The 18,044-nt window shown below is 58.9% G+C and carries 17 protein-coding genes; 9 read left to right on the top strand and 8 right to left on the bottom strand.

The window, feature by feature from the left end; genetic code table 11:
* Positions 1-29: 29 nt before the first annotated feature.
* The 6 genes from QA644_RS31295 to QA644_RS31270 all read left to right on the top strand — a co-directional run bounded on the left by QA644_RS31295 (position 30) and on the right by QA644_RS31270 (position 5,832).
* Complete coding sequence (locus QA644_RS31295; protein WP_283072967.1) at positions 30-920, top strand: sugar ABC transporter permease; 891 nt, start codon at positions 30-32, stop codon at positions 918-920.
* Positions 921-923: 3 nt separating this feature from the next.
* Positions 924-1,841: an ABC transporter permease subunit gene (locus tag QA644_RS31290; protein WP_283072966.1), complete on the top strand. Its 918-nt coding sequence runs from the start codon at positions 924-926 to the stop codon at positions 1,839-1,841.
* Between the two features lie 2 nt (positions 1,842-1,843).
* On the top strand, positions 1,844-2,947 hold the full coding sequence (gene ugpC, locus QA644_RS31285; protein WP_283072965.1) for a sn-glycerol-3-phosphate ABC transporter ATP-binding protein UgpC: 1,104 nt from the start codon (positions 1,844-1,846) through the stop codon (positions 2,945-2,947).
* Between the two features lie 15 nt (positions 2,948-2,962).
* Complete coding sequence (locus QA644_RS31280) at positions 2,963-3,790, top strand: glycerophosphodiester phosphodiesterase family protein (protein WP_283072964.1); 828 nt, start codon at positions 2,963-2,965, stop codon at positions 3,788-3,790.
* Entirely contained in the window at positions 3,787-4,617 is an 831-nt protein-coding gene (locus QA644_RS31275) for an inositol monophosphatase (protein WP_283072963.1), read from the top strand. The genes QA644_RS31280 and QA644_RS31275 overlap by 4 nt, the downstream gene beginning before the upstream one ends.
* Positions 4,618-4,794: 177 nt before the next feature.
* Positions 4,795-5,832 (top strand): LacI family DNA-binding transcriptional regulator, encoded by a 1,038-nt coding sequence (locus QA644_RS31270; protein ID WP_074072645.1) that lies wholly within the window; start codon positions 4,795-4,797, stop codon positions 5,830-5,832.
* Between the two features lie 6 nt (positions 5,833-5,838).
* Here the strand turns inward: QA644_RS31270 and QA644_RS31265 are convergent, their stop codons facing one another.
* The 6 genes from QA644_RS31265 to QA644_RS31240 are packed head-to-tail and all read right to left on the bottom strand — an operon-like array spanning position 5,839 to position 14,030.
* Entirely contained in the window at positions 5,839-6,885 is a 1,047-nt protein-coding gene (locus tag QA644_RS31265; RefSeq protein ID WP_194731884.1) for a carbohydrate ABC transporter permease, read from the bottom strand.
* 13 nt (positions 6,886-6,898) lie between these two features.
* On the bottom strand, positions 6,899-7,894 hold the full coding sequence (locus QA644_RS31260) for a sugar ABC transporter permease (protein WP_283072962.1): 996 nt from the start codon (positions 7,892-7,894) through the stop codon (positions 6,899-6,901).
* A gap of 1 nt (position 7,895) precedes the next feature.
* Positions 7,896-9,002 (bottom strand): sn-glycerol-3-phosphate ABC transporter ATP-binding protein UgpC, encoded by a 1,107-nt coding sequence (ugpC, locus tag QA644_RS31255; RefSeq protein ID WP_283072961.1) that lies wholly within the window; start codon positions 9,000-9,002, stop codon positions 7,896-7,898.
* A complete protein-coding gene (locus QA644_RS31250; protein WP_283072960.1) occupies positions 8,990-10,354 on the bottom strand; it encodes a glycoside hydrolase family 28 protein in 1,365 nt (454 codons plus the stop codon). The genes ugpC (QA644_RS31255) and QA644_RS31250 overlap by 13 nt, the downstream gene beginning before the upstream one ends.
* Entirely contained in the window at positions 10,351-11,445 is a 1,095-nt protein-coding gene (locus QA644_RS31245; protein ID WP_283072959.1) for a glycoside hydrolase family 88 protein, read from the bottom strand. The genes QA644_RS31250 and QA644_RS31245 overlap by 4 nt, the downstream gene beginning before the upstream one ends.
* A 14-nt stretch (positions 11,446-11,459) precedes the next feature.
* A complete protein-coding gene (locus QA644_RS31240; protein ID WP_283072958.1) occupies positions 11,460-14,030 on the bottom strand; it encodes a hypothetical protein in 2,571 nt (856 codons plus the stop codon).
* 126 nt (positions 14,031-14,156) lie between these two features.
* On the opposite strand from QA644_RS31240, the gene QA644_RS31235 reads away from it, so the two are divergent.
* Entirely contained in the window at positions 14,157-15,446 is a 1,290-nt protein-coding gene (locus tag QA644_RS31235) for an ABC transporter substrate-binding protein (protein ID WP_194730574.1), read from the top strand.
* Positions 15,447-15,906: 460 nt separating this feature from the next.
* On the opposite strand, the gene QA644_RS31230 is transcribed toward QA644_RS31235, so the two are convergent.
* Together QA644_RS31230 and QA644_RS31225 are read right to left on the bottom strand one after the other, a co-directional pair.
* Positions 15,907-16,410, bottom strand: coding sequence for an RES domain-containing protein (locus tag QA644_RS31230; RefSeq protein WP_194730576.1), 504 nt, complete (start codon positions 16,408-16,410; stop codon positions 15,907-15,909).
* A 9-nt stretch (positions 16,411-16,419) separates the two neighbouring features.
* The gene (locus QA644_RS31225; RefSeq protein WP_074072636.1) at positions 16,420-16,770 is read right to left on the bottom strand and encodes an antitoxin Xre/MbcA/ParS toxin-binding domain-containing protein; all 351 of its coding nucleotides are present in this window, start codon (positions 16,768-16,770) and stop codon (positions 16,420-16,422) included.
* Positions 16,771-17,311: 541 nt separating this feature from the next.
* Between QA644_RS31225 and QA644_RS31220 the strand changes: the two genes are divergently transcribed.
* Together QA644_RS31220 and QA644_RS31215 are read left to right on the top strand one after the other, a co-directional pair.
* Entirely contained in the window at positions 17,312-17,518 is a 207-nt protein-coding gene (locus QA644_RS31220) for a hypothetical protein (RefSeq protein WP_074072635.1), read from the top strand.
* A gap of 50 nt (positions 17,519-17,568) precedes the next feature.
* On the top strand, positions 17,569-17,991 hold the full coding sequence (locus QA644_RS31215) for a DUF2243 domain-containing protein (protein WP_335727779.1): 423 nt from the start codon (positions 17,569-17,571) through the stop codon (positions 17,989-17,991).
* Positions 17,992-18,044 lie beyond the last annotated feature (53 nt).

Raw genomic sequence — 18,044 nt, 5'->3', positions numbered from 1 at the left:
TGCCGGCCCTCATCATTGCAGGCTTCCCCATGTCCTCGGATTCCAATCTTTTCAGCAATCGCTGGCTGCCGGTACTCCTGGTGGCACCGTTCATGCTGTTGATCGCCGTCTTCTTTTATGCGCCGGTCTTTCAGGCGTTCTACTGGTCCTTCTTCCTGGAACAGCCCTTCGGCGGTGGTTCGATATTCGTCGGCTGGGAGAATTTTGCCCGGGTGCTTTCCGACCCGGAATTCTGGGAAGCCGGTTGGCGCACCATCGTCTTCATGGTGACCGCCTCGTCATCGGCCGTGCTCGTTCCGTTGATCCTGGCCGTCGCCGCCGACCGGAAAATCCGCCTGGCGCTGCCGGCCCGCAACGTGCTGGTCTGGCCGAAAGGGATAGCGGGTGCCTCTATCGGCGTGGTCTTCGCCTTCATATTCAATCCGTTCGTCGGTGTCCTCGCGCCGCTCAACCATGCTTTTCCAGGCATCTGGGCGCCCGGCATAGACGGTACGGACGCCTTCATCACGCTTGTCGCCGCGCATGTCTGGGGCGGCATTCCGTTCAACTTCGTCATCATCCTGGCAGGATTGCAATCAATCCCACGCACCATGCACCAGGCTGCGGCGATGGACGGGGCAGGGCCCTGGCGGCGCATCCTTGACGTGCAACTGCCCCTGATCATGCCGCAGCTTTTCCTGACGCTGGTTCTGGAGTTCACCGAAAGCGTAACGTCTGCCTTCGCACTCATCGATACGATCACCGATGGCGGTCCGGGCGGGGCGACCACGCTGCTCGTCTACAAGATCTATGTGGACGGTTTCAGTGGATACGATCTTTCCGGCGCCTCGACGCAGACCGCGATCCTGATGGTCTTCGTCATCGCCCTTACTGCCGCCCAGTTCATGTTTGTCGGCCGGCGCATCAATTACGAGAGGTGAGCCATGGTTGAAGACGCGCGTTCGCTCAATTTCGCTGCCAGCCTCATCCTTTTGATCGGCATACTCTATATATCCGGGCCGCTCTATCTGACGCTTGCGACAGCCTCGCATTCCTACGAATTCATGCTGCGCAACGGACTTGCCTGGTACCCGGGCGACGAGCTTCTTGCCAATATGGCGCGCGTCTTTTCGGAGACGCACATTCCGATCCAGATGCTCAACAGCTTTCTGGTGGCGCTCGGCAATGCGGCGGCGACCTGTGTCCTGTCGCTTCTGTCTGCCTATGCGATCGTCTATTTCCGGGTGCGATGGGCCGGTGTTGCCTTCGCGCTGATCCTTGCCACAATCATGCTGCCGCTGGAGATCCGCGTCATCACCACCTATCAGGTGGCGTCGAACGTCTTTTCCCCGCTGAACGGGTTGCTTGACGTCACCGGTCTCAACGATCTGATCGCACAAATCGCCGGAGCTCCCGTTCATCTCGAATGGAGCGTGCTCAACACACATTTTGGCCTGATCGCGCCGCTTGTCGCCCATGGCACAGGAACCTTCCTCTTCCGGCAGTTCTTCCGCACGTTGCCGACGGATCTGTTCAAGGCTGCACGCATGGACGGCGCCGGGCCGATCCGGTTTCTCTTCGATATTATTCTGCCTCTATCACGCACCAGCTTCGCAGCACTTTTCGTACTGACGTTCCTCAGCGGCTGGACGCAATATCTGTGGCCGCTCGTCGGTGCATCGACACCTGACATGCAGACTGCCGTGGTGGGGCTTGCGCGGCTCGTCCCGGACGCCGAGGGCACCGTGCCGGACTTTCCGATGATCATGGCCGGTGCCGTGATCGTTTCCATCATTCCCCTCGCAATGATCGCGCTTCTGCAACGCTATCTCGTGCAGGGTCTCGTCCTTTCGGAGAAATAGCAATGAACGCCATCGATACGGCCATCCGAGCCGCAGCTGCCGATATCAAGCTCGCAGGCGTTGCGAAGGCCTATGACGCCCAGACCGTCGTTATTCCGTCGATGGATGTGCAACTCAAGGCAGGCGAATTCACCGTCGTGCTTGGCCCTTCCGGCTGCGGCAAATCCACGCTTCTGCAGATGATCGCCGGGCTTGAACGCGTCAGTGGAGGGAAGATCGTCATCGGCGATCGGGAAGTGCAGGACCTGGAGCCGAAGCAGCGCGGCTGTGCCATGGTCTTCCAGAATTACGCGCTCTATCCACATATGACCGTGCTCGAGAATATGGCCTATAGCCTTAAAGTCGCAGGCCTATCGAAGGTGGAGCGTGCCGAGCGGGTAGAGGCGGTCGCGAAGATGCTCGGCCTTTCTGATTATCTTCATCGCAAGCCGGGGCAATTGTCGGGCGGCCAGCGCCAGCGCGTTGCGATCGGCCGCGCCATCGTGCGCGAACCAGGCGTACTGCTCTTCGACGAGCCGCTTTCAAACCTCGATGCGCAGCTCAGGCACGATATGCGAGTCGAACTTGCCGAACTCCATCGGCGCATCGGCGCCACAACCATTTTCGTCACCCATGACCAGGTGGAAGCGATGACACTCGCCGACCGCATCCTGATCCTCAACAGAGGGCGCATCGAACAATTTGATACACCGAAGGCTATTTACCACCATCCAGCTTCGGTCTTTGTCGCAAAATTCATCGGCGCTCCGCCAATGAATATTCTGCCGGTGACCGGCGATGGTTCCGCATTGCGGCTGGCTGACGGGCAAGTCGTGGCCGAAGCCTCTTTGACCGGCAATTATCAGCTTGGCATTCGTCCAGAAGACATCGTCGCCAGTGGCCACGGCGCCGGACGGCTTTGCAAGGCAATGCTGCGTTTTCGCGAAGACCTTGGCTCCCATTCGGTACTGGCGGCCGAGCTGGCCGGATTGGTAGTCCGCATCGCGACACCCTTCGGCGTCGACACTGCCGACCTCGTTGAGCTCTCCCTGAATTTCCCTCCTTCCCGGCTGCATCTCTTCGATGCGCACACAGGCCGGGCCATAGCCGGTGCCTTCGGCGCCTAAAGAAAGAAAAGCCTCATGACCTACAAAGACTTTATCGCCGATCCGGCGCGTTCCTGTGCCGTCGTTGCTCACCGCGGTGCCTGGCATGGTGCGCCGGAAAACAGTCTGGCTGCCATCGAAAAGGCCATCGCGCTCGGCTGCGAAATAGTGGAACTCGATGTCCGCAAAAGTGCTGATGGCGAGCTTTTCCTGATGCATGACGATACCCTCGGGCGCATGGCCGGTATCGACCGGGTGGCCGAGAGTCTCACGATGGCGGAACTCAGGTCGATTGCCTTGCGTGATGGAGACGGCGGTGAGACCCGTGCGCTCACGGATCAGCGCATTCCCACGCTGAAACAGGCTTTGGAGGTTATCCGCGGCCGCATCTTCGCCGACCTCGACCTCAAGGACAGGGCGCTTTTTCCGGAAGTCGCGGCCTTGGCGCGCGCAGAGGCTGCGATTAACGATGTCGATCTGAAGACCACGATACACACCAGCGCCGATGTCGCATGGGTTCGTGCCCAAAATCTCGACGGCGTACCGTTCATGGGCATGGCGCTCTTTACCGCCGAAGGCACGAAAGACACGCTTGCTGTGCTCGCCGAACTTTCGCCCTTCATGTGCGAGATCCGCTTCGACAGCCTGGAGACGATCGCACGCAACCGCGAATCCTTCGTCAAAGCGGGCATGGCGCTTTGGGTCAACACCCTCGATCAGCCGGGTAGCGGCGAATGGACCGATAGCGCTGCGCTTGCCGATCCGGATTCTATCTGGGGCCGGTTGATCGACGCCGGCATCAGCGTTATCCAGACCGACCAGCCCGCCGCCCTGAAATCTTACCTGGAAGTTCGCAAGGCATGACCATGATTTCCGATGCCGTGATCTCCGTTCTGATGGAGGATATGCGCCAGGCAGGCGAGGCGGAGATCCTGCCCAGGTTTCTCGGCGTGACCGCAGATGGCATCCGCACGAAGACTGCACCGGACGATCTGGTAACAGATGCCGATATCGGTGCGGAACGCCGATTGTCCGAGGCGCTTTCGGCACACTTCCCTGAGGCACTGCTGGTGGGCGAAGAGGCGGTTTCGGCCGATCCGGAGCTGCTTGCGCGCCTGACGAATACTGATCTCGCCGTGATCATCGACCCTGTCGACGGAACATGGAATTTCGCCCATGGCGTCCCTTTGTTCGGCATGATCGTTGCCATCGTTTCCGGCGGCGAAACCGTGGCCGGGCTGATCCACTATCCCCTGACCGGCGACTTTCTTGTCGCGCGGCCAGGCAAAGGTGCCTGGCATGTCGCTCGGAACGGAAGGCCGACCCGCCTCAGCGTTGCCGCGCCCGGTCCTGTCGGCGAAATGCATGGATTCGTGCCGCTGCATGTGTTCTTGCCTGAGGAGCAGGGGGCTTTGGCTCCGCGCCTGCGCCATTTCGGCCGCACGACCACGTGGCGCTGCTCGGCTTTCGAATACCGGATGGTCGCCACTGGCGCGATGAGCTTTTCCCTGAATGCGGAATTGAAGCCCTGGGACCATGCGGCAGGCGTTCTGATCCACCGCGAAGCGGGCGGCTATGGGGCTTTGCTGAACCGCGAGCCGTATCGACCGGGGATGTCGAAGGGTCGGCTGCTGCTGGCGCCGGACCTGAGCAGCTGGGAGGAAATCAGGGCAGTCTTGTCGACGGAATGAGGTCTTTTCGCAAAGGCCGCCGCGACCAGAGATCCGTTGCAGCAGCTTTGCGGTCGATCTTCGGCGAAGATCTCGCAAATTAGGCATAATACACATGGCGTTTTGAAAGTTTTTATGTAAAAACATTGAGTTAGCTCACATGCCTTCGAAGGCGCGATTAGAACTCGTGACGGAAAAGTGGAACGCAAAGTCAATCTCAAAGATGTCGCGCGCGATGCGGATGTGTCCCTCAGCACGGCCTCGCACGCCCTGAACGGAACCGCCCCACTTACGATCGAAGTGCGTGAGAGGGTTTTGAATTCAGCAAAACGTCTGGGTTATCTCGAGCGCCGAAGGAAGAGGGCGACAATTGCGGCGTTGCGTGTCTTGCTGCTTGCAATTCCCGACGATGCCGCTCCGCAAAGTGACCTCAACTTGGTGAGCTGGACGATCCTCAACGGCCTTCGGAAGGAATGTGAGCGACGCGGGATAAGAACCGTACCCTTCGTCAGCACCGGCCGGAGAATCGATGGTAATCAGGTAAGGCAGATTGCGCTTTCGGAGCGCGCTGATGGTATCGTGATCTTGAATGACGATCAGCCGGAACTCATCCGAAGTCTTGCTTCTGCCGGCATGCCCGTCGTCATCATAAACGGCGAAGATCCGGCCATGCTGGTCGATACGGTGACGCCGGAAAACCGCTTCGGAGCGCGGTTGGGTATCGAACATCTGCTGGCGCTCGGACATCGTCAAATTCTGCACCTGACCTGGAAGGGCCGAACGACGATCCAGCGCCGATATGACGGCTTTTCCGACGCGTTTCTTGCCGCGCAGCTTCCTGTTCTGGACGGCATGATCCTCGAGGCTGAAGGATATGAACCCAGACATGGCGAGGCTGCCATCAATGCGCTGCTTGATCAGGATCCTGAAATGCGAGGGGCGACCGCCATCTTTTGCGCCGCCGACAACCTGGCGCTTGGATGCCTGAAGGCATTGGCTGATCGCGACATTCGCGTGCCGGAGGCGATTTCCGTGCTGGGATTCGATGATATCGTCCGAGGCGAGTTCAGCCGTCCACCATTGTCGACAATCAGTGTTCCGGCCGACAGGCTCGGCGCTGCTGCCTTGTCCCTGATCGAACAGCGGCTGATCGCCAATGATCCGCACCGGCCGGCCCACCGCCTGGAACTGGGATGCCATCTCGTTTTGCGTGGCAGCATTGCGCCGCCACGCTGACCGGGATCACTTCATCCCGGTTCCGGCAATACCTGTGGTGATGTATTTCTGCAGAAACACGAACACGATCGTCACAGGGAGCAGGCTGAGAAAAGTCATCGCAAGGATGTAATGCCACTGCACCGAGAATTCTCCCTGAAATGCATTCAGGCCGACCTGCAGCGTAAAATTCTCGCGGCTGTTGAGGACGATAAGCGGCCAGAGGAAATCATTCCAACGCCAAAGGACGGAGAAGATCGCCAGCACCGCCAAGGCAGGCGCCGTCAGCGGCAGAATGATACGCCAGAAGATGCAAAATTCGCTGGCCGCATCAACGCGTGCAGCCTCAATGAGTTCGTCGGGAATCGTCAGCATATATTGTCGCAGCAAAAACACGGCTGTCGGAGAGGCGATCGTCGGAAGGATGACGCCCCAGAGGTTGTCGGCAAGACCAACGCCAACGACCACCAGATATGCCGGGACCATGACGACGGCGAGCGGGATCATCAAGGTTGAAATGATGATCACGAAAACCGTCTTGTCGCCGCGAAACCGGTATTTCGACAATGCGAAAGCTGCCATGGCATTGACCAGGAGTGTCAAAACCGTTGCGACGAACGTGACAAACACCGAGTTCTTGAGGAAGGTCAGGAAGTTGAAACGCGTCAATGGATCGGCGTAGTTTTGTGTGGCCACGGTCAACCGCTGCACGGGTGTGATACTCTTTACATCGACGCTGACGGGCTTTTCCGGACTGACAGGGTCAACCATTTGGGCTTTGAGGCCGATACGGCGGACCATCGCCATTTCGCGCTTCTCACCATCAATGGTGACCTGCCAAAGGCTAAGCGGCTTGTCGAATCCGGGTACAGTCTGCTCGACGGCAGCGCGGGGAAGCAGCGTCGGCGGAAACCGGGTGATTTCAGCCGCCGGCTTCAGCGAGGAAAGGCCCGCCCAGACAACGGGAACAAGCACCGCAAGGGTTCCGGCAAATAGCCAGATCCATGACAATATGTCGGTCATATCGATGCGTCCGGCCCGGCGCGTGCGCGTGAGAAACCTGATGGGGTTCATAAGGTTATTCATTTTATGACTCCATTCGCCTGCCAAGGCGCAGCTGTATCAGCGTCAGTACCAAGAGCACCAATCCCATGAGAACCGATGCCGCGGATGCAAGGCCGAAGAGACGCAGATCGCTGCTGAAAGCCATCTGGTAGATGTATTGCACGATAAAGCTGTTGGCTGTGCCCGGGCCACCGCCGTTCGTAAGAACCCAGGCTTCGTCGAAGATCTGGACGGACCGGATCATCAGAAGAATCAGAACGACCAGAAGGTTCGGCCCCAACAGGGGCAGCGTGATCCTGAAAAGCGTGCGGCGAGGTGAGGCTGCATCGATTGACGCGGCTTCATAAAGCTCCTTCGGGATGGCCTGGAGACCGGCCAGGAGGATGAGCGTGTAAAAACCCATGTGAAACCAGACGGAGACGACCACGACGAAGAAGCGCGACCAACCGACATCCAGAAGGAAGATTTCCGGGGGTACGCCGAGCATCTGCAGGAAGGCGTTAAGCAGACCATTTCGATCAAGGAACCATTTCCAGATCAGGCCGATGACGACGGGAGACAGCAATACCGGATAGAAGAAGATTGCTCTGAAGAAGCCTCGTGCGGCAATTGCTCGATTAAGTATCAGTGCGGTGATCAGGGCGACGAGCAATGTGACGACGACGTTGAATGCCACGAACCAAAGCGTATTCCACACAGCCGTCCAGAAAAGCGATTCCTGACAAGTTCCGGGCCTCAGATAGTCATCGCAGGCAAGCAGGGTGCGAAAATTGTCCAAGCCGACAAACGGCCGGTCCGACACGAAAAGGTTCGTCCCGCCCGTAAAGGCGTAACCCACGGCGATTGCGATGGGGAGGAACGTGAATATGCCGAACAGAACCAAATTCGGTGCCAGAAACAGCCATGGCATGCGTTTCCGGCCGAGGACGCGCTCCATCCCGTTCACGGGGGCCTCGACCACTCGCATGATCGTTTCGCCTGCCTGATAAAGGACCGCACCTTTCCTGAGCGTCGTCATATCAGAGCCTCCCTTGGCCTTGCCGCCGGCCAAACGCCAGGCCGCTTTCGGGATCGAAGAGATGAACGCGCACAGGCATAGAGTTGATCAGGACGCGGTCACCTGGTGACGGCGCGAAATGACCTGGCTCGTGAATGATCATCTGCTCGTCCTGTCCCTCCAGGTTGCCGTAGACATAGGTTTCGGTTCCAAGCCCCTCATGATACTGGACGACGAACGGCAACCCATCTTGACCGGAGCGTGAAAAGTGCGCAGGCCTGACGCCGGCAAGCACTGCCTGGCCAACCTGAATCCCGGAAAGATCCACGTCACTGATCAGCTTGCCGCCGTTGCCGACATCGACGATAACGCCGCTTTCACCGATACCGGCGACTTTACCCTTTATGATGTTCATGCGTGGAGAACCGAGAAAGCCTGCCACAAAAAGATTTCGCGGGTAATCAAACAATTCCAGCGGAGCGCCCACCTGCTCTACCTGTCCGCTGCGCAGCACGACGATCTTGTCGGCCATTGTCATCGCCTCGACCTGGTCATGGGTGACGTAGATCATCGTGGTTTTGATCTCACGATGGAGTTTTGTGATTTCGGCTCGCGTCTGGACGCGCAGTGCGGCGTCGAGGTTCGAAAGCGGCTCGTCGAAGAGAAAGATATCCGGTTCGCGCACGATTGCCCGGCCGATCGCCACGCGCTGGCGCTGCCCGCCTGAAAGTTGCTTCGGACGCCGGTCGAGATAGGGCTCGATTGCCAGCATCCTGGCCGCTTCGGCAATCCGCGCCTCGATCTCGGCGCGCTTGAACTTGAGGTTCTCCAAGCCGAAAGCGAGGTTCTTGCGAACGCTCATATGCGGATAAAGCGCGTAGGACTGGAAGACCATGGCGATCTTGCGTTCGGCGGGCGAAAGCTGGCCTACATCCCGCCCTCCGATAGAGATTGCGCCGGATGTTATGTCTTCGAGACCCGCGATGATGCGCAGCAAGGTCGACTTGCCGCATCCGGAGGGACCAACAAAAACGACGAACTCGCCATCCTTGATATCAAGTTCGACATCATGCAGGACCTTGATGGCGCCATATGACTTGTTGACGGTGGAAAGCTTCAGTTCTGCCATGCCCTGCTCCCATCAGGTGTCGCCGTTTCGAAGGCGACGTCTATCTTGTTCCATCCCTGCGGCAGGGGTGCTGGCCTTTTGATCAGCACCTCTTCCAGAAAGATACCCGTGACCCCGGCCACGTAGGCGGCTGGCATTCCTCCCGGATAGCGCTCAAGACCGATCACCCGTCCGTCTGAACCGCGCGTCCAGGCATTGGCGCGGCCGCCTCCATCGGCACGCGGCGCCAAATCCGCATTCGTCGGGCGCAGGTCATAGAATTGTCCTGTGCCCAGTTGCCCGGGCTGCTGGACCAGGTTTATGCGCGCCATCCGGATGTTTCGAATGCCGGCGGAAGACGTCGAAATCAAACTGATCGCCCCCTCCATTCGGCCGGTTATGTCTTCGACGATCAGGTTCTCGATCGCCCCGGCAGTCCGCGCCGCGACGCGGTCGACGACATTGATCGTCAACGCTTCTCCCGAACCCCAGAAGCCGTCGAGCGTTTCGTGGCACTCTACTCCAATTCTCGAAAATCTGACGTTCGATATCCGACCGCCGTCGCGCGAGAAAACTCCGAGCGCACGGTTGGAGGCCGAGACATTGCAATCCTCGAATACGGCATTTGTGATATCGCCATGCGTTTCCGTTCCGATCTTAAGGGCGCAACTCAAGCTTTGGATCGAGCATCGGCGGACGAGAATATTTTCGCATTGCCCTATGGCGCCACCCGCCGGACCCATACTCGTCTTCAGGCAAACGCCGTCGTCAGCGGTCGATATCAGGCAATCTTCGATGATGGCGCCGCGGCATGCATCGAGAACGATACCGTCCGTATTGGGAAGACGATGGTCGTTCTCGATCCTCACTCCCCTGACCGCAACATCCGTGCAGTCGACAAAATGCAGCGTCCACATCGGCGAGCGGGATATATGGATGGAACTGATCTCAACCCCGTCACACGCCTCGAAAACGACAACGCGCGGTCGAAAATCGGCCGGGATGAATGTCCCTACCGTCTTGTCGTCACCGACGATGAAGTCGTCGCAACCGGCTTCGAGGCGGCCGAAGCCCGTCAGGCTTATCCGCCGCGCATTTTTGGCGACGATCATGCCGCGGTTTGATTTTTCGGCAATGACCGAAACGGTCGTATGTGCATACGCGTCATAGTCCGGGACCGGACGCAGGATCGCGCCGGCGGCCAGATGAAGATCGACGTCGGATTTGAGCTGGAGCCCCCGGCAAATGTGGATACCCGCCTCAAGTACCACGCGCCCGCCGCCTGAAGCCGACGCTTGGTCGATCGCTGCTTGCAATCGAGCGGTATCGTCGCTGCCGGCCGCATCGATCGAGATTGGAGACGCCGCGCTCATTGCAGGTGACCGCGCTCCAGAAGGACTTCCGTCAGGAGCAGCATGGTGAGCGCCTGGCCGTAAGGCGTCGGCACATTCGGTATGCGCCTATAGAAATCGAGGTCGTGGCCCATCGGTGTGCCGTCCGAAACACCATGGACCACGCCTTCCTCGTCGATGCGTGCCAGCACGGCCGAAAGCGCCCGCTCGGCGTAGATCCGGTCGCTGCTATCCAGAATGCCGGCATCTACGCCACGCAGGATGCCGTAGGCAATTCCGGCGGTGGCTGACGTCTCCAGTGGCGACGAGGGGTCGTCCAACAAGGTTGTGAACATTCCGTCCGGCCTCTGGCACGCCTTGAGCGAGCGTACCTGGCTCGCAAGAACATTGGAAAGGTAACGCCGGTCCTTCTCCCCCAGCATCGGCACAAGCTCGAACAGCTCCGGGATGGCCACCGTGATCCAGGCATTGCCGCGAGCCCAAAAGGCATTGGCAAAATTGTGCCGTCCATTGAAAGTCCAACCATGATACCATAGCCCACTCACCGGATCCGACAGGTAGCGCGTGTGGATCACGAACTGATAGACAGCTTCGTCGATCCATTCGTCGCGTTTGCAAAGCACGCCAGCGCGCGCGAGAAAGAGGCAGGCCATGAACAGCGTGTCGTCCCAAAGCTCGCCCTCGTTGAGGCGTTCTTTGACAACGTGTTGAAAGCCACCGTCCTCGGTTTTGGGCAGTTCCTTTACCAACCATTCGGCCCAGTCTTCGACAAGGGCGAGAAAATCGGGACGATCGACATGCTGAACGAGGATGGCAAGCGGCAGCATCGGAGCCGTGCTGTTGATCTGGCGTGGCGGTGGGCCCCGCTCGATCTGGCTGCTGTACCAGGCCACAAGGTCCTGAAGCGCTTTTTGATCATTGGTGGAAATCGCGCGTCTTAGGAAGCCGTAAAGACCAACGCCAACTTCCCAATCCCATTCGTCGAACTGGATCCCCGAGGTGGACTCGGCGGTCGCCAGGCCTTCCCTGATGCCCTTGAGACGGCTGAAAGCCATCGCGACCCGATCGATGGTCGAAAGAAGGGCGGTATTGTCGACAGAGGTTGGGTTCATGCTGGCACCTATATTCAAGAGTAGAACGGTCTTTCAGTGTCAGCGTCGGATGCTGCACTGTCGTAGGTAAGGATTGGGTGCGGTTGATCGTAAGCGAAGGGCCGGGCCTGCCCACCGAGCGACAGCCCGTCGGCATAAGACAAACTGATGGCCGGACCGCCCCCTGGCGTCAGCACAAGACGTCGACGCTCGCGGTCGAAGGAGACCGCCGTCTGACGGATGCGCTCGACGAAGGTGGTGAACGCGTCGCCATCGCCGCATCCGACAATTGCTGCCCAGCCACAAAGCGACCCATAGGAACGCACTTCGCGGCCAGCCGTTGGACCGTCCGAGATCAGGTCCAGACCGTTTGATGCGTAGATGGCAGAAAAACCGTTGCCAGAGCGCGCCATCAGCCAATTGGCGTCGATGACGAGATCGTCCAGACCGTCGCGGCCGATATAGGCGTGCGTCCATGCATGCCGTGCGTCGCGGGTTTCCTCGATCAGAAGGGCGACGTCACGATGCTGGGCGACGCGCGGCAGAATGCCGTTGCCGGCCCAATAGGACGGCCTTTGATTGCCCCATGGATCATCCTCGCCAGGATGGTTGATCCAGAGCCTTGCCATGGGATGGCCAGCCAGGCGCACATCGATGACATGCTGCTGATGTCCCTTCTGCCCGGTCTTGTGATCGATGACGGTCGAAAGCTGTGCCGCTTCGTTCTTGAAGAGGACGAGCTTTGCGCTCTCCAGGCCCTGACTATAGCGAGCCTCCACGCTTCTGCCCGGAACCAGGTTTGCAAGATCGGCGAGATCAGCAGGCGGTTCGTAGCTGCCCGCGCAAAACAGCGGTAACGACGCCACCCCACTGTTGAGCCAACCGGTTCCGAAAGCGACTTGTGCGAAGGGTGCGAGCTCGGTCAGAGGGCCGGCGCGCAGCTCTTTGTCATAGGCGCGGCCCTGCGATCCGGCCGGAACACCTGAAAGCGTGTGCAGAGCGATCATCCGGAAAATGAGATCGAGCTGCGCACGCGCGCGCTCGGCAATGGACGCCTCAGCCCAGCGCTCCAGCGCCAGCAGCCCGATGAAGTCGACCGGGTAGTATGCAGCCGAATTCCATTCCGCAAGGCCGTGTGCTTCCACACTGTCGAACCAGTGCGCCAGGCGCGCGGCGGCGAGCTCTGCCTGCTGTCTTCCTGTCCTGCCCGAAGCTGAAAAGATCTTCTCCGGCAAGAAAAGCCCCGCCAACAGTTGGCTTGTGTGAAAGCACAGCACGTGGTTTTCGCTCCAAAACCACATTGCGTCATTGCCCGGCTCGTCGACCCAATAGCGGTAAGACAGAACGGAGTGCTTTATGCGATCGACGGTGCCGGCCGGCATTTGAGCGGCATAGGCGCCAAGCAGCCAAAGAAGCGGCACCATGATGAAATCCGAGCAATCTTCACGCGCATCGATAGAGGCGAGCGTTGCTTCCATGATGCGGTCAAAGCTCGCCTGGTCTTGGCAGCCGGTTTCCATCATTGCAATGATGCGCGCCACACGATCAGCACCGAAGCGGGCGCTGTATTCGAGCGCTTGCCGCTTGCGATCCTTCAGTGTCGCCTTGAGTGACGATGGAGAAATGTTTGCAAGAAAGCCGGCATCGATGACGCGCGTGACCGATCCCGGCCCGCTGCCGATCGTCAGATGCACGCCATGATAGCCGTCTGCAATGCGACACACATTTTCGGCTATCAGACGGCTTTGATGGGCACGCAGGGTCAAGAGAGAGTGTGCGAGAACAGGCCGCTCATGGCCGTGGCCGATGACCTTCAGCTCCACCGGCACGTCGCGCTGGGGCGCCGTATCGAATACCAGTTCCAATGGCTGGTTGACGAAGACGTCGCGTGCAGGGCGCACGCCGCGCGCAAGGTTTTCCAGTTCGCGGACTTCGTCCTGATCCAGCGCCACAGGCAACAGCACGCATAGCGGCTCCTTGTCCAGCACTTCAAGTTCGAAGAACCAGGTCGTGTCGCGTTCGGCAAGGTCCTCGGAGTGAACGAGAATCTGGTTGTCGCCGGCTTTCAGCGACAGCGCGATGTCCGTTGAACTTTCCAGATTGCGCCTGAACGGTTCGAAACGCACCGCTTCCTGCCCATTGACCCATATGCGAACCCCGCCGCAGGTCTTGAGCCTGAGATGCAGGAGACGGGGCGACGCCGTCCTGAAGGTGCCCCTCAGCCATCGACGCAGATGGGTCGGCACGTGCCAGAAACCGGTGAACTCGACGCGGCGGTTTGAGCCAGGTAGGTAGAGGCTCTTTGTCGGCCACGACGTATCGGCAACGAGTTCCCGCCCAACCATTGTTGACCAGAAAGCCTTGCGGCACGGCAGATCCCCAACGTCGACAAATCCATTGATGAAACGATAGTCGACGCGATCTTCCGCCGGCGCAGCGATGCCAGGAAAATAGCTGGCGATGAGGTCAGAAACCGCCCAGGCCGTCACGGTCTGACCTTGGCCAACATAGTATGCAGCCGCCTCGAGGCCCGGCCCTTCGTTCACAGATCGCCTCCTCCGCAATCGAATGAAAAATTTTTCATTTCCGGTTTTGTGCGAATTCATTTCGAGTTTTGCTCAAATATCCGCGAAACTGCCGCAGAAAATAGCTTGACGGCAGGAATGTCAAGTATATGAAATTCGTTTATCGACGATCTCAATCGCGATTTATGAAAATGTTTTCATGGGAGGATGAAAATGAAGCACTCTCTTTCGGCAGCATTCGCGCTCGCTCTGACGGCCGGTTCCTTCGCGTGGTCCAGCATGGCCATGGCGCAAACCAAGACGATTACTTTCCTGTTCACCGACGACGACCAGGCTTACGTCGAGCGAATGGAAGCACTCAGCAAGGAATTCGAGGCCGCACATCCCGACGTCAAGGTCAACTTTGTGTCGTCCGGCTATGACGCCGTTTCCAAGCAACTGCCTGTGCAGCTTGCCGTCGGCGAGGGGCCGGATGTCGCCAAGATTTCCGACTGGCAGCTTGCGCCATATTACCTCGACATGCGTCCTTACATGAAAGACCCCGAAGGCTTCGCCAAGCTGCATGGCGACAGTCTCAACATTCTTCGCTTCCAGGGCGTCAATGATCCGCAGTCGATCAACGGATATGTCGCGTCGCAGACATTCAATCTGCCGTTTGTAAACAAAACGCTTTTCGAACAGGCAGGCGAACCGCTCCCGAAGTCCGACGCGACGTTGAAGGAAATTGTGGAAGCGTCCGCGCGTGTTGCCAAGGCCACAGGTGCTCAAATTCCCTTCACGATGGATCGATCGGGGCATCGCTTTTCCGGCGCCGCATTCTCGTATGGAGCGACCTACGTCAAGGACGGCAAGTTCTCGTTTCCGGACGATGCCGCCAAGCGTTACATTGCAGATCTTTACAGCTGGACACAGGACGGTTCCTTCCCGAAGGAAATGTGGGGAGCGGCCGGCGGATCTCAGTACAAGAACATGGGCGACGAATTCGTCAACGGTAACGTCGTGACCTATCTTGCCGGCAACTGGATGGTGAACCCGTTCCAGCAGAAGATTGGCGATGCTTTCGATTGGACGGCGATCAGCGCGCCGTGCGGCGATGCCGGCTGCTACGCCATGCCGGGCGGCACCGCGATTGTTGGCTTCAAGCGCACCAAGTATCCGGAGGCCGTCGCCGCCTTCATCGAGTTTCTGGGTTCCGAAAAAATCCAGCGTGAGGTCGCCGAGAATTACGTCATTCTGACAGGCGCCGACATCAAGGACCCGCAGTACAAGCTCGCGAGCAACAATGCCAAGGATGCGATGGCCGTCTTCCTGGCGAGCCGCAAGAACGTGCCGCAGGCAGCGCGCGACATGGAGCGCATGAAGGGATCCTCAGCGATCTACCAGTTGATCGTCCAGAGAATGAGCCAGTTGATCGTCGGCGAACTCTCGCTCGACGAAACCTATGCGGCGATGAGCGCCGATGTCGACAAGACCAACCAGGCAATCGCTGCCAAATAGCTGGCCACACTTATCTCGGCAGAATGCCAACCATCCACGGCCTTGACCGAAGGCCGTGGATAGCAGCGTCCACGCGGTCGGTGCAGGCTGTGCGAATACTCGACAGTTTTTGGAGGTGATCCTTCTAAAGACTGCGTTCGGCCTTTCGTTGTTCATCATGCTGTTCACCACGACGTTCTTCGAGCAATTGCCCAAAGAGCTGCCGAAGCGCAACCTGCTGAATCCGAAACGAAGTTCCACCTAAGAAGAGGCAACGACCGGCGCCGATCGCCCTGCTGTTTTTCTCTGTTTCTGCAGTCGTTCCAGATCGTTTTCCCGAATCTCAGCGGTCAACGTTGCTGTTGGGCCACATGTTAGGCAACGCAGGCAGTTGGCGGATATCGAAAGGCGTTCGCAGCAGACATCGAAGGCGCTGGCTCAGTGGCGGTCCGTGAGCTTCGCTTCCCATGAGTTGGGCGAGCTATTCCGGACGACCTAGGCGGTGCTCATCGTCGATCAGGATCAGTCGCGCTGGCGCGCTCTCAGTCCATTCCCAAAGGACGAGGTTCAGATCCTCCCAGGTCGCGCCCGGGGCGAAGCTTCGGACGAGCAGACCATGATAGCCGGCGGCGGCGAGCCGCCTGGCGAAGCTCTGTGTTCTGGCCTCGCCGCTTGCCTTCATCTGGTCGCGCCATGTCGGGTCTGAAATCGCGGCGGCGTCCATCCCTTCGGCCTGGAGCGCATCTTCGTCGCGACCATCGAAGACGCGCTCGAAAGAAGCGTCATAGGAGACGAGCAACGTCGGCTGCAGGTTGCCGACCTGATTGGCCTCGCGCAACGCGGTCATCACTGATAGCGACGTGTAGAGCGCCGGCATCCGCTTTGGATTGAACCGGCCGCCATAGAGTTCAGCTCCCCGACCCGAGAGTGGCTGGCGAGCATAGATCGGGTTCAGCGCCCGGTAGAGCTTACCTTCATATTGCATCGGCTGGGACTATGCATGTATGCCAGCGTCGACCGCGTCAATATAGTCGAGCACCTCATCCGAACGGCCGTCTCGCACCAGCTGCATGGCCGTCTGGCCCGAGAAGCCGGACAGGGGCTCGGAGCGGTACCAGGCATAGGCCATCAGAGCCGAGCCGAAACGCGGCTCGACCTTGTTGACGACCTCGATCATCTCGCGCAGACGCCGCTGCGTCTTGCCGGAGCGGATACGGTCCTTGCGCTGGATTGCGTCCTTGCCGAGTCCGGCCGTGCGGGCGATCTCTTCTCTGGTCGTGTGGAAAGCGTCCGCGATTTTTCGCGGTGCAAACAGCCCGTTATCCGCATATTGGGCAAGACCCATTTCTCTCACCTCCGTTCCACACTGCCAAACTTACTGACAATATATAGCGTCAGAAATTGTGGCTTTCAATCCGATAATAGAAGCAGGGAAACGGAAGGGAAGGGCTGGTCGTCAAATCGGTCAGACCGGCCGGGCCCTTTCGCCCAACCGCGATCCCGACCCAGAGCTTCAAGCCCTGCTTGGTCAGCCCGCACAGGGATGCTCGGCCCCAGTTGCACCGGTCCGCCCGTTCCGCGGACGTGGGGGAAGTCTTGGCGAAAGAAGACAACGACCGGCACAAGGCCGCGTCCGCAGTCCTCGAAGCACCGCACCGTGTATGTGATGATCGGCGTGCCTTGAAGGAAACTCCCGATAAGTCACGCCAGACGAAAGGCCAATGCGCTGCTGCTAGCGGCCATCAAGGCGGTCGGCATCGTGCAGCACGAGATTGCGGCATTCAAGGCAACTCGCGAGGCCAGTGCCGCCGGTGACTCTTTCTTTGAGGGGGCCGGAACAATTGGATGCTGATGCGGTTGGGGAAGCACCAAATGAGGAAGCTCGAATGAATGACGCGACAAATTTGGCGCTCCTTCTCGGCTCGCTGACGTTGACATGTTGGATCGTTGCAGGCGCAGTGGCCGTCTTGGGTACAGGCGATGGACTTGGCCAGCACGATAAGCAGCGAATAAGCGAGCTCGTCTCGCTGGGCCTCAATCTTGTTGGCGTCATCTCCGCGGTCGCGATGGCTGCTATCCTGCTAGCCGCATGACGATGGTCAGTTCAAAAGCCGGCCAAAGCTTCCCCTGGACGGCAGGCATTATGTTCGGCCTCGGCCTTGGTGGATTCTTTGACGGCATCGTCCTACATCAAATCCTGCAATGGCATCACATGCTCAGCTCCTGGTATCCGATCACTTCGATTGAGAACCTCGAGCTGAATACTTTGTGGGACGGCGTCTTCCACTCGGCGACCTACCTTTTCGTGCTCAGCGCACTGTTCATCCTATGGCGATCGGCCCGGCTCGCGCACTTCCGCTGGTCGACGAAGGTGCTGATCGCAACAATGTTGATCGGCTTCGGACTGTTCAACGTGATCGAGGGGCTTGTGAACCACCAGGTCCTAGGCATTCATCACGTCAACGAGACGGTCGACCGGGAAACATGGCTATACTGGGATATCGGCTTTTTGGCGTGGGGCGCGGCGATGGTGGCTGCGGGTTTGGTCATGGCAAGGCGCCCATGACGGAGCGCGACAAAGCATTTCTGGGAGACATCCTAACCGCGCTGACATGGGTA

The organism is Rhizobium sp. CC1099, from assembly GCF_029714385.1.
In the GTDB taxonomy this organism is placed as follows: Bacteria; Pseudomonadota; Alphaproteobacteria; order Rhizobiales; family Rhizobiaceae; genus Rhizobium.
This window is presented reverse-complemented; position numbering and strand designations above follow the sequence as displayed.

Excerpts from the sequence above, each read along its gene's own strand:
- ugpC (WP_283072965.1), top strand. The coding sequence starts at position 1,844 with ATGAACGCCATCGATACGGCCATCCGAGCCGCAGCTGCCGATATCAAG.
- ugpC (WP_283072961.1), bottom strand. The coding sequence starts at position 9,002 with ATGGCAGAACTGAAGCTTTCCACCGTCAACAAGTCATATGGCGCCATC.
- QA644_RS31215 (WP_335727779.1), top strand. The coding sequence starts at position 17,569 with ATGTTCGGCCTCGGCCTTGGTGGATTCTTTGACGGCATCGTCCTACAT.
- QA644_RS31235 (WP_194730574.1), top strand. The coding sequence starts at position 14,157 with ATGAAAATGAAGCACTCTCTTTCGGCAGCATTCGCGCTCGCTCTGACG.
- QA644_RS31290 (WP_283072966.1), top strand. The coding sequence starts at position 924 with ATGGTTGAAGACGCGCGTTCGCTCAATTTCGCTGCCAGCCTCATCCTT.
- QA644_RS31225 (WP_074072636.1), bottom strand. The coding sequence starts at position 16,770 with ATGGGTCTTGCCCAATATGCGGATAACGGGCTGTTTGCACCGCGAAAA.
- QA644_RS31250 (WP_283072960.1), bottom strand. The coding sequence starts at position 10,354 with ATGAGCGCGGCGTCTCCAATCTCGATCGATGCGGCCGGCAGCGACGAT.
- QA644_RS31220 (WP_074072635.1), top strand. The coding sequence starts at position 17,312 with ATGAATGACGCGACAAATTTGGCGCTCCTTCTCGGCTCGCTGACGTTG.
- QA644_RS31245 (WP_283072959.1), bottom strand. The coding sequence starts at position 11,445 with ATGAACCCAACCTCTGTCGACAATACCGCCCTTCTTTCGACCATCGAT.
- QA644_RS31280 (WP_283072964.1), top strand. The coding sequence starts at position 2,963 with ATGACCTACAAAGACTTTATCGCCGATCCGGCGCGTTCCTGTGCCGTC.
- QA644_RS31275 (WP_283072963.1), top strand. The coding sequence starts at position 3,787 with ATGACCATGATTTCCGATGCCGTGATCTCCGTTCTGATGGAGGATATG.
- QA644_RS31230 (WP_194730576.1), bottom strand. The coding sequence starts at position 16,410 with ATGCAATATGAAGGTAAGCTCTACCGGGCGCTGAACCCGATCTATGCT.
- QA644_RS31260 (WP_283072962.1), bottom strand. The coding sequence starts at position 7,894 with ATGACGACGCTCAGGAAAGGTGCGGTCCTTTATCAGGCAGGCGAAACG.
- QA644_RS31240 (WP_283072958.1), bottom strand. The coding sequence starts at position 14,030 with ATGAATTCGCACAAAACCGGAAATGAAAAATTTTTCATTCGATTGCGG.
- QA644_RS31295 (WP_283072967.1), top strand. The coding sequence starts at position 30 with ATGTCCTCGGATTCCAATCTTTTCAGCAATCGCTGGCTGCCGGTACTC.
- QA644_RS31265 (WP_194731884.1), bottom strand. The coding sequence starts at position 6,885 with ATGAACCCCATCAGGTTTCTCACGCGCACGCGCCGGGCCGGACGCATC.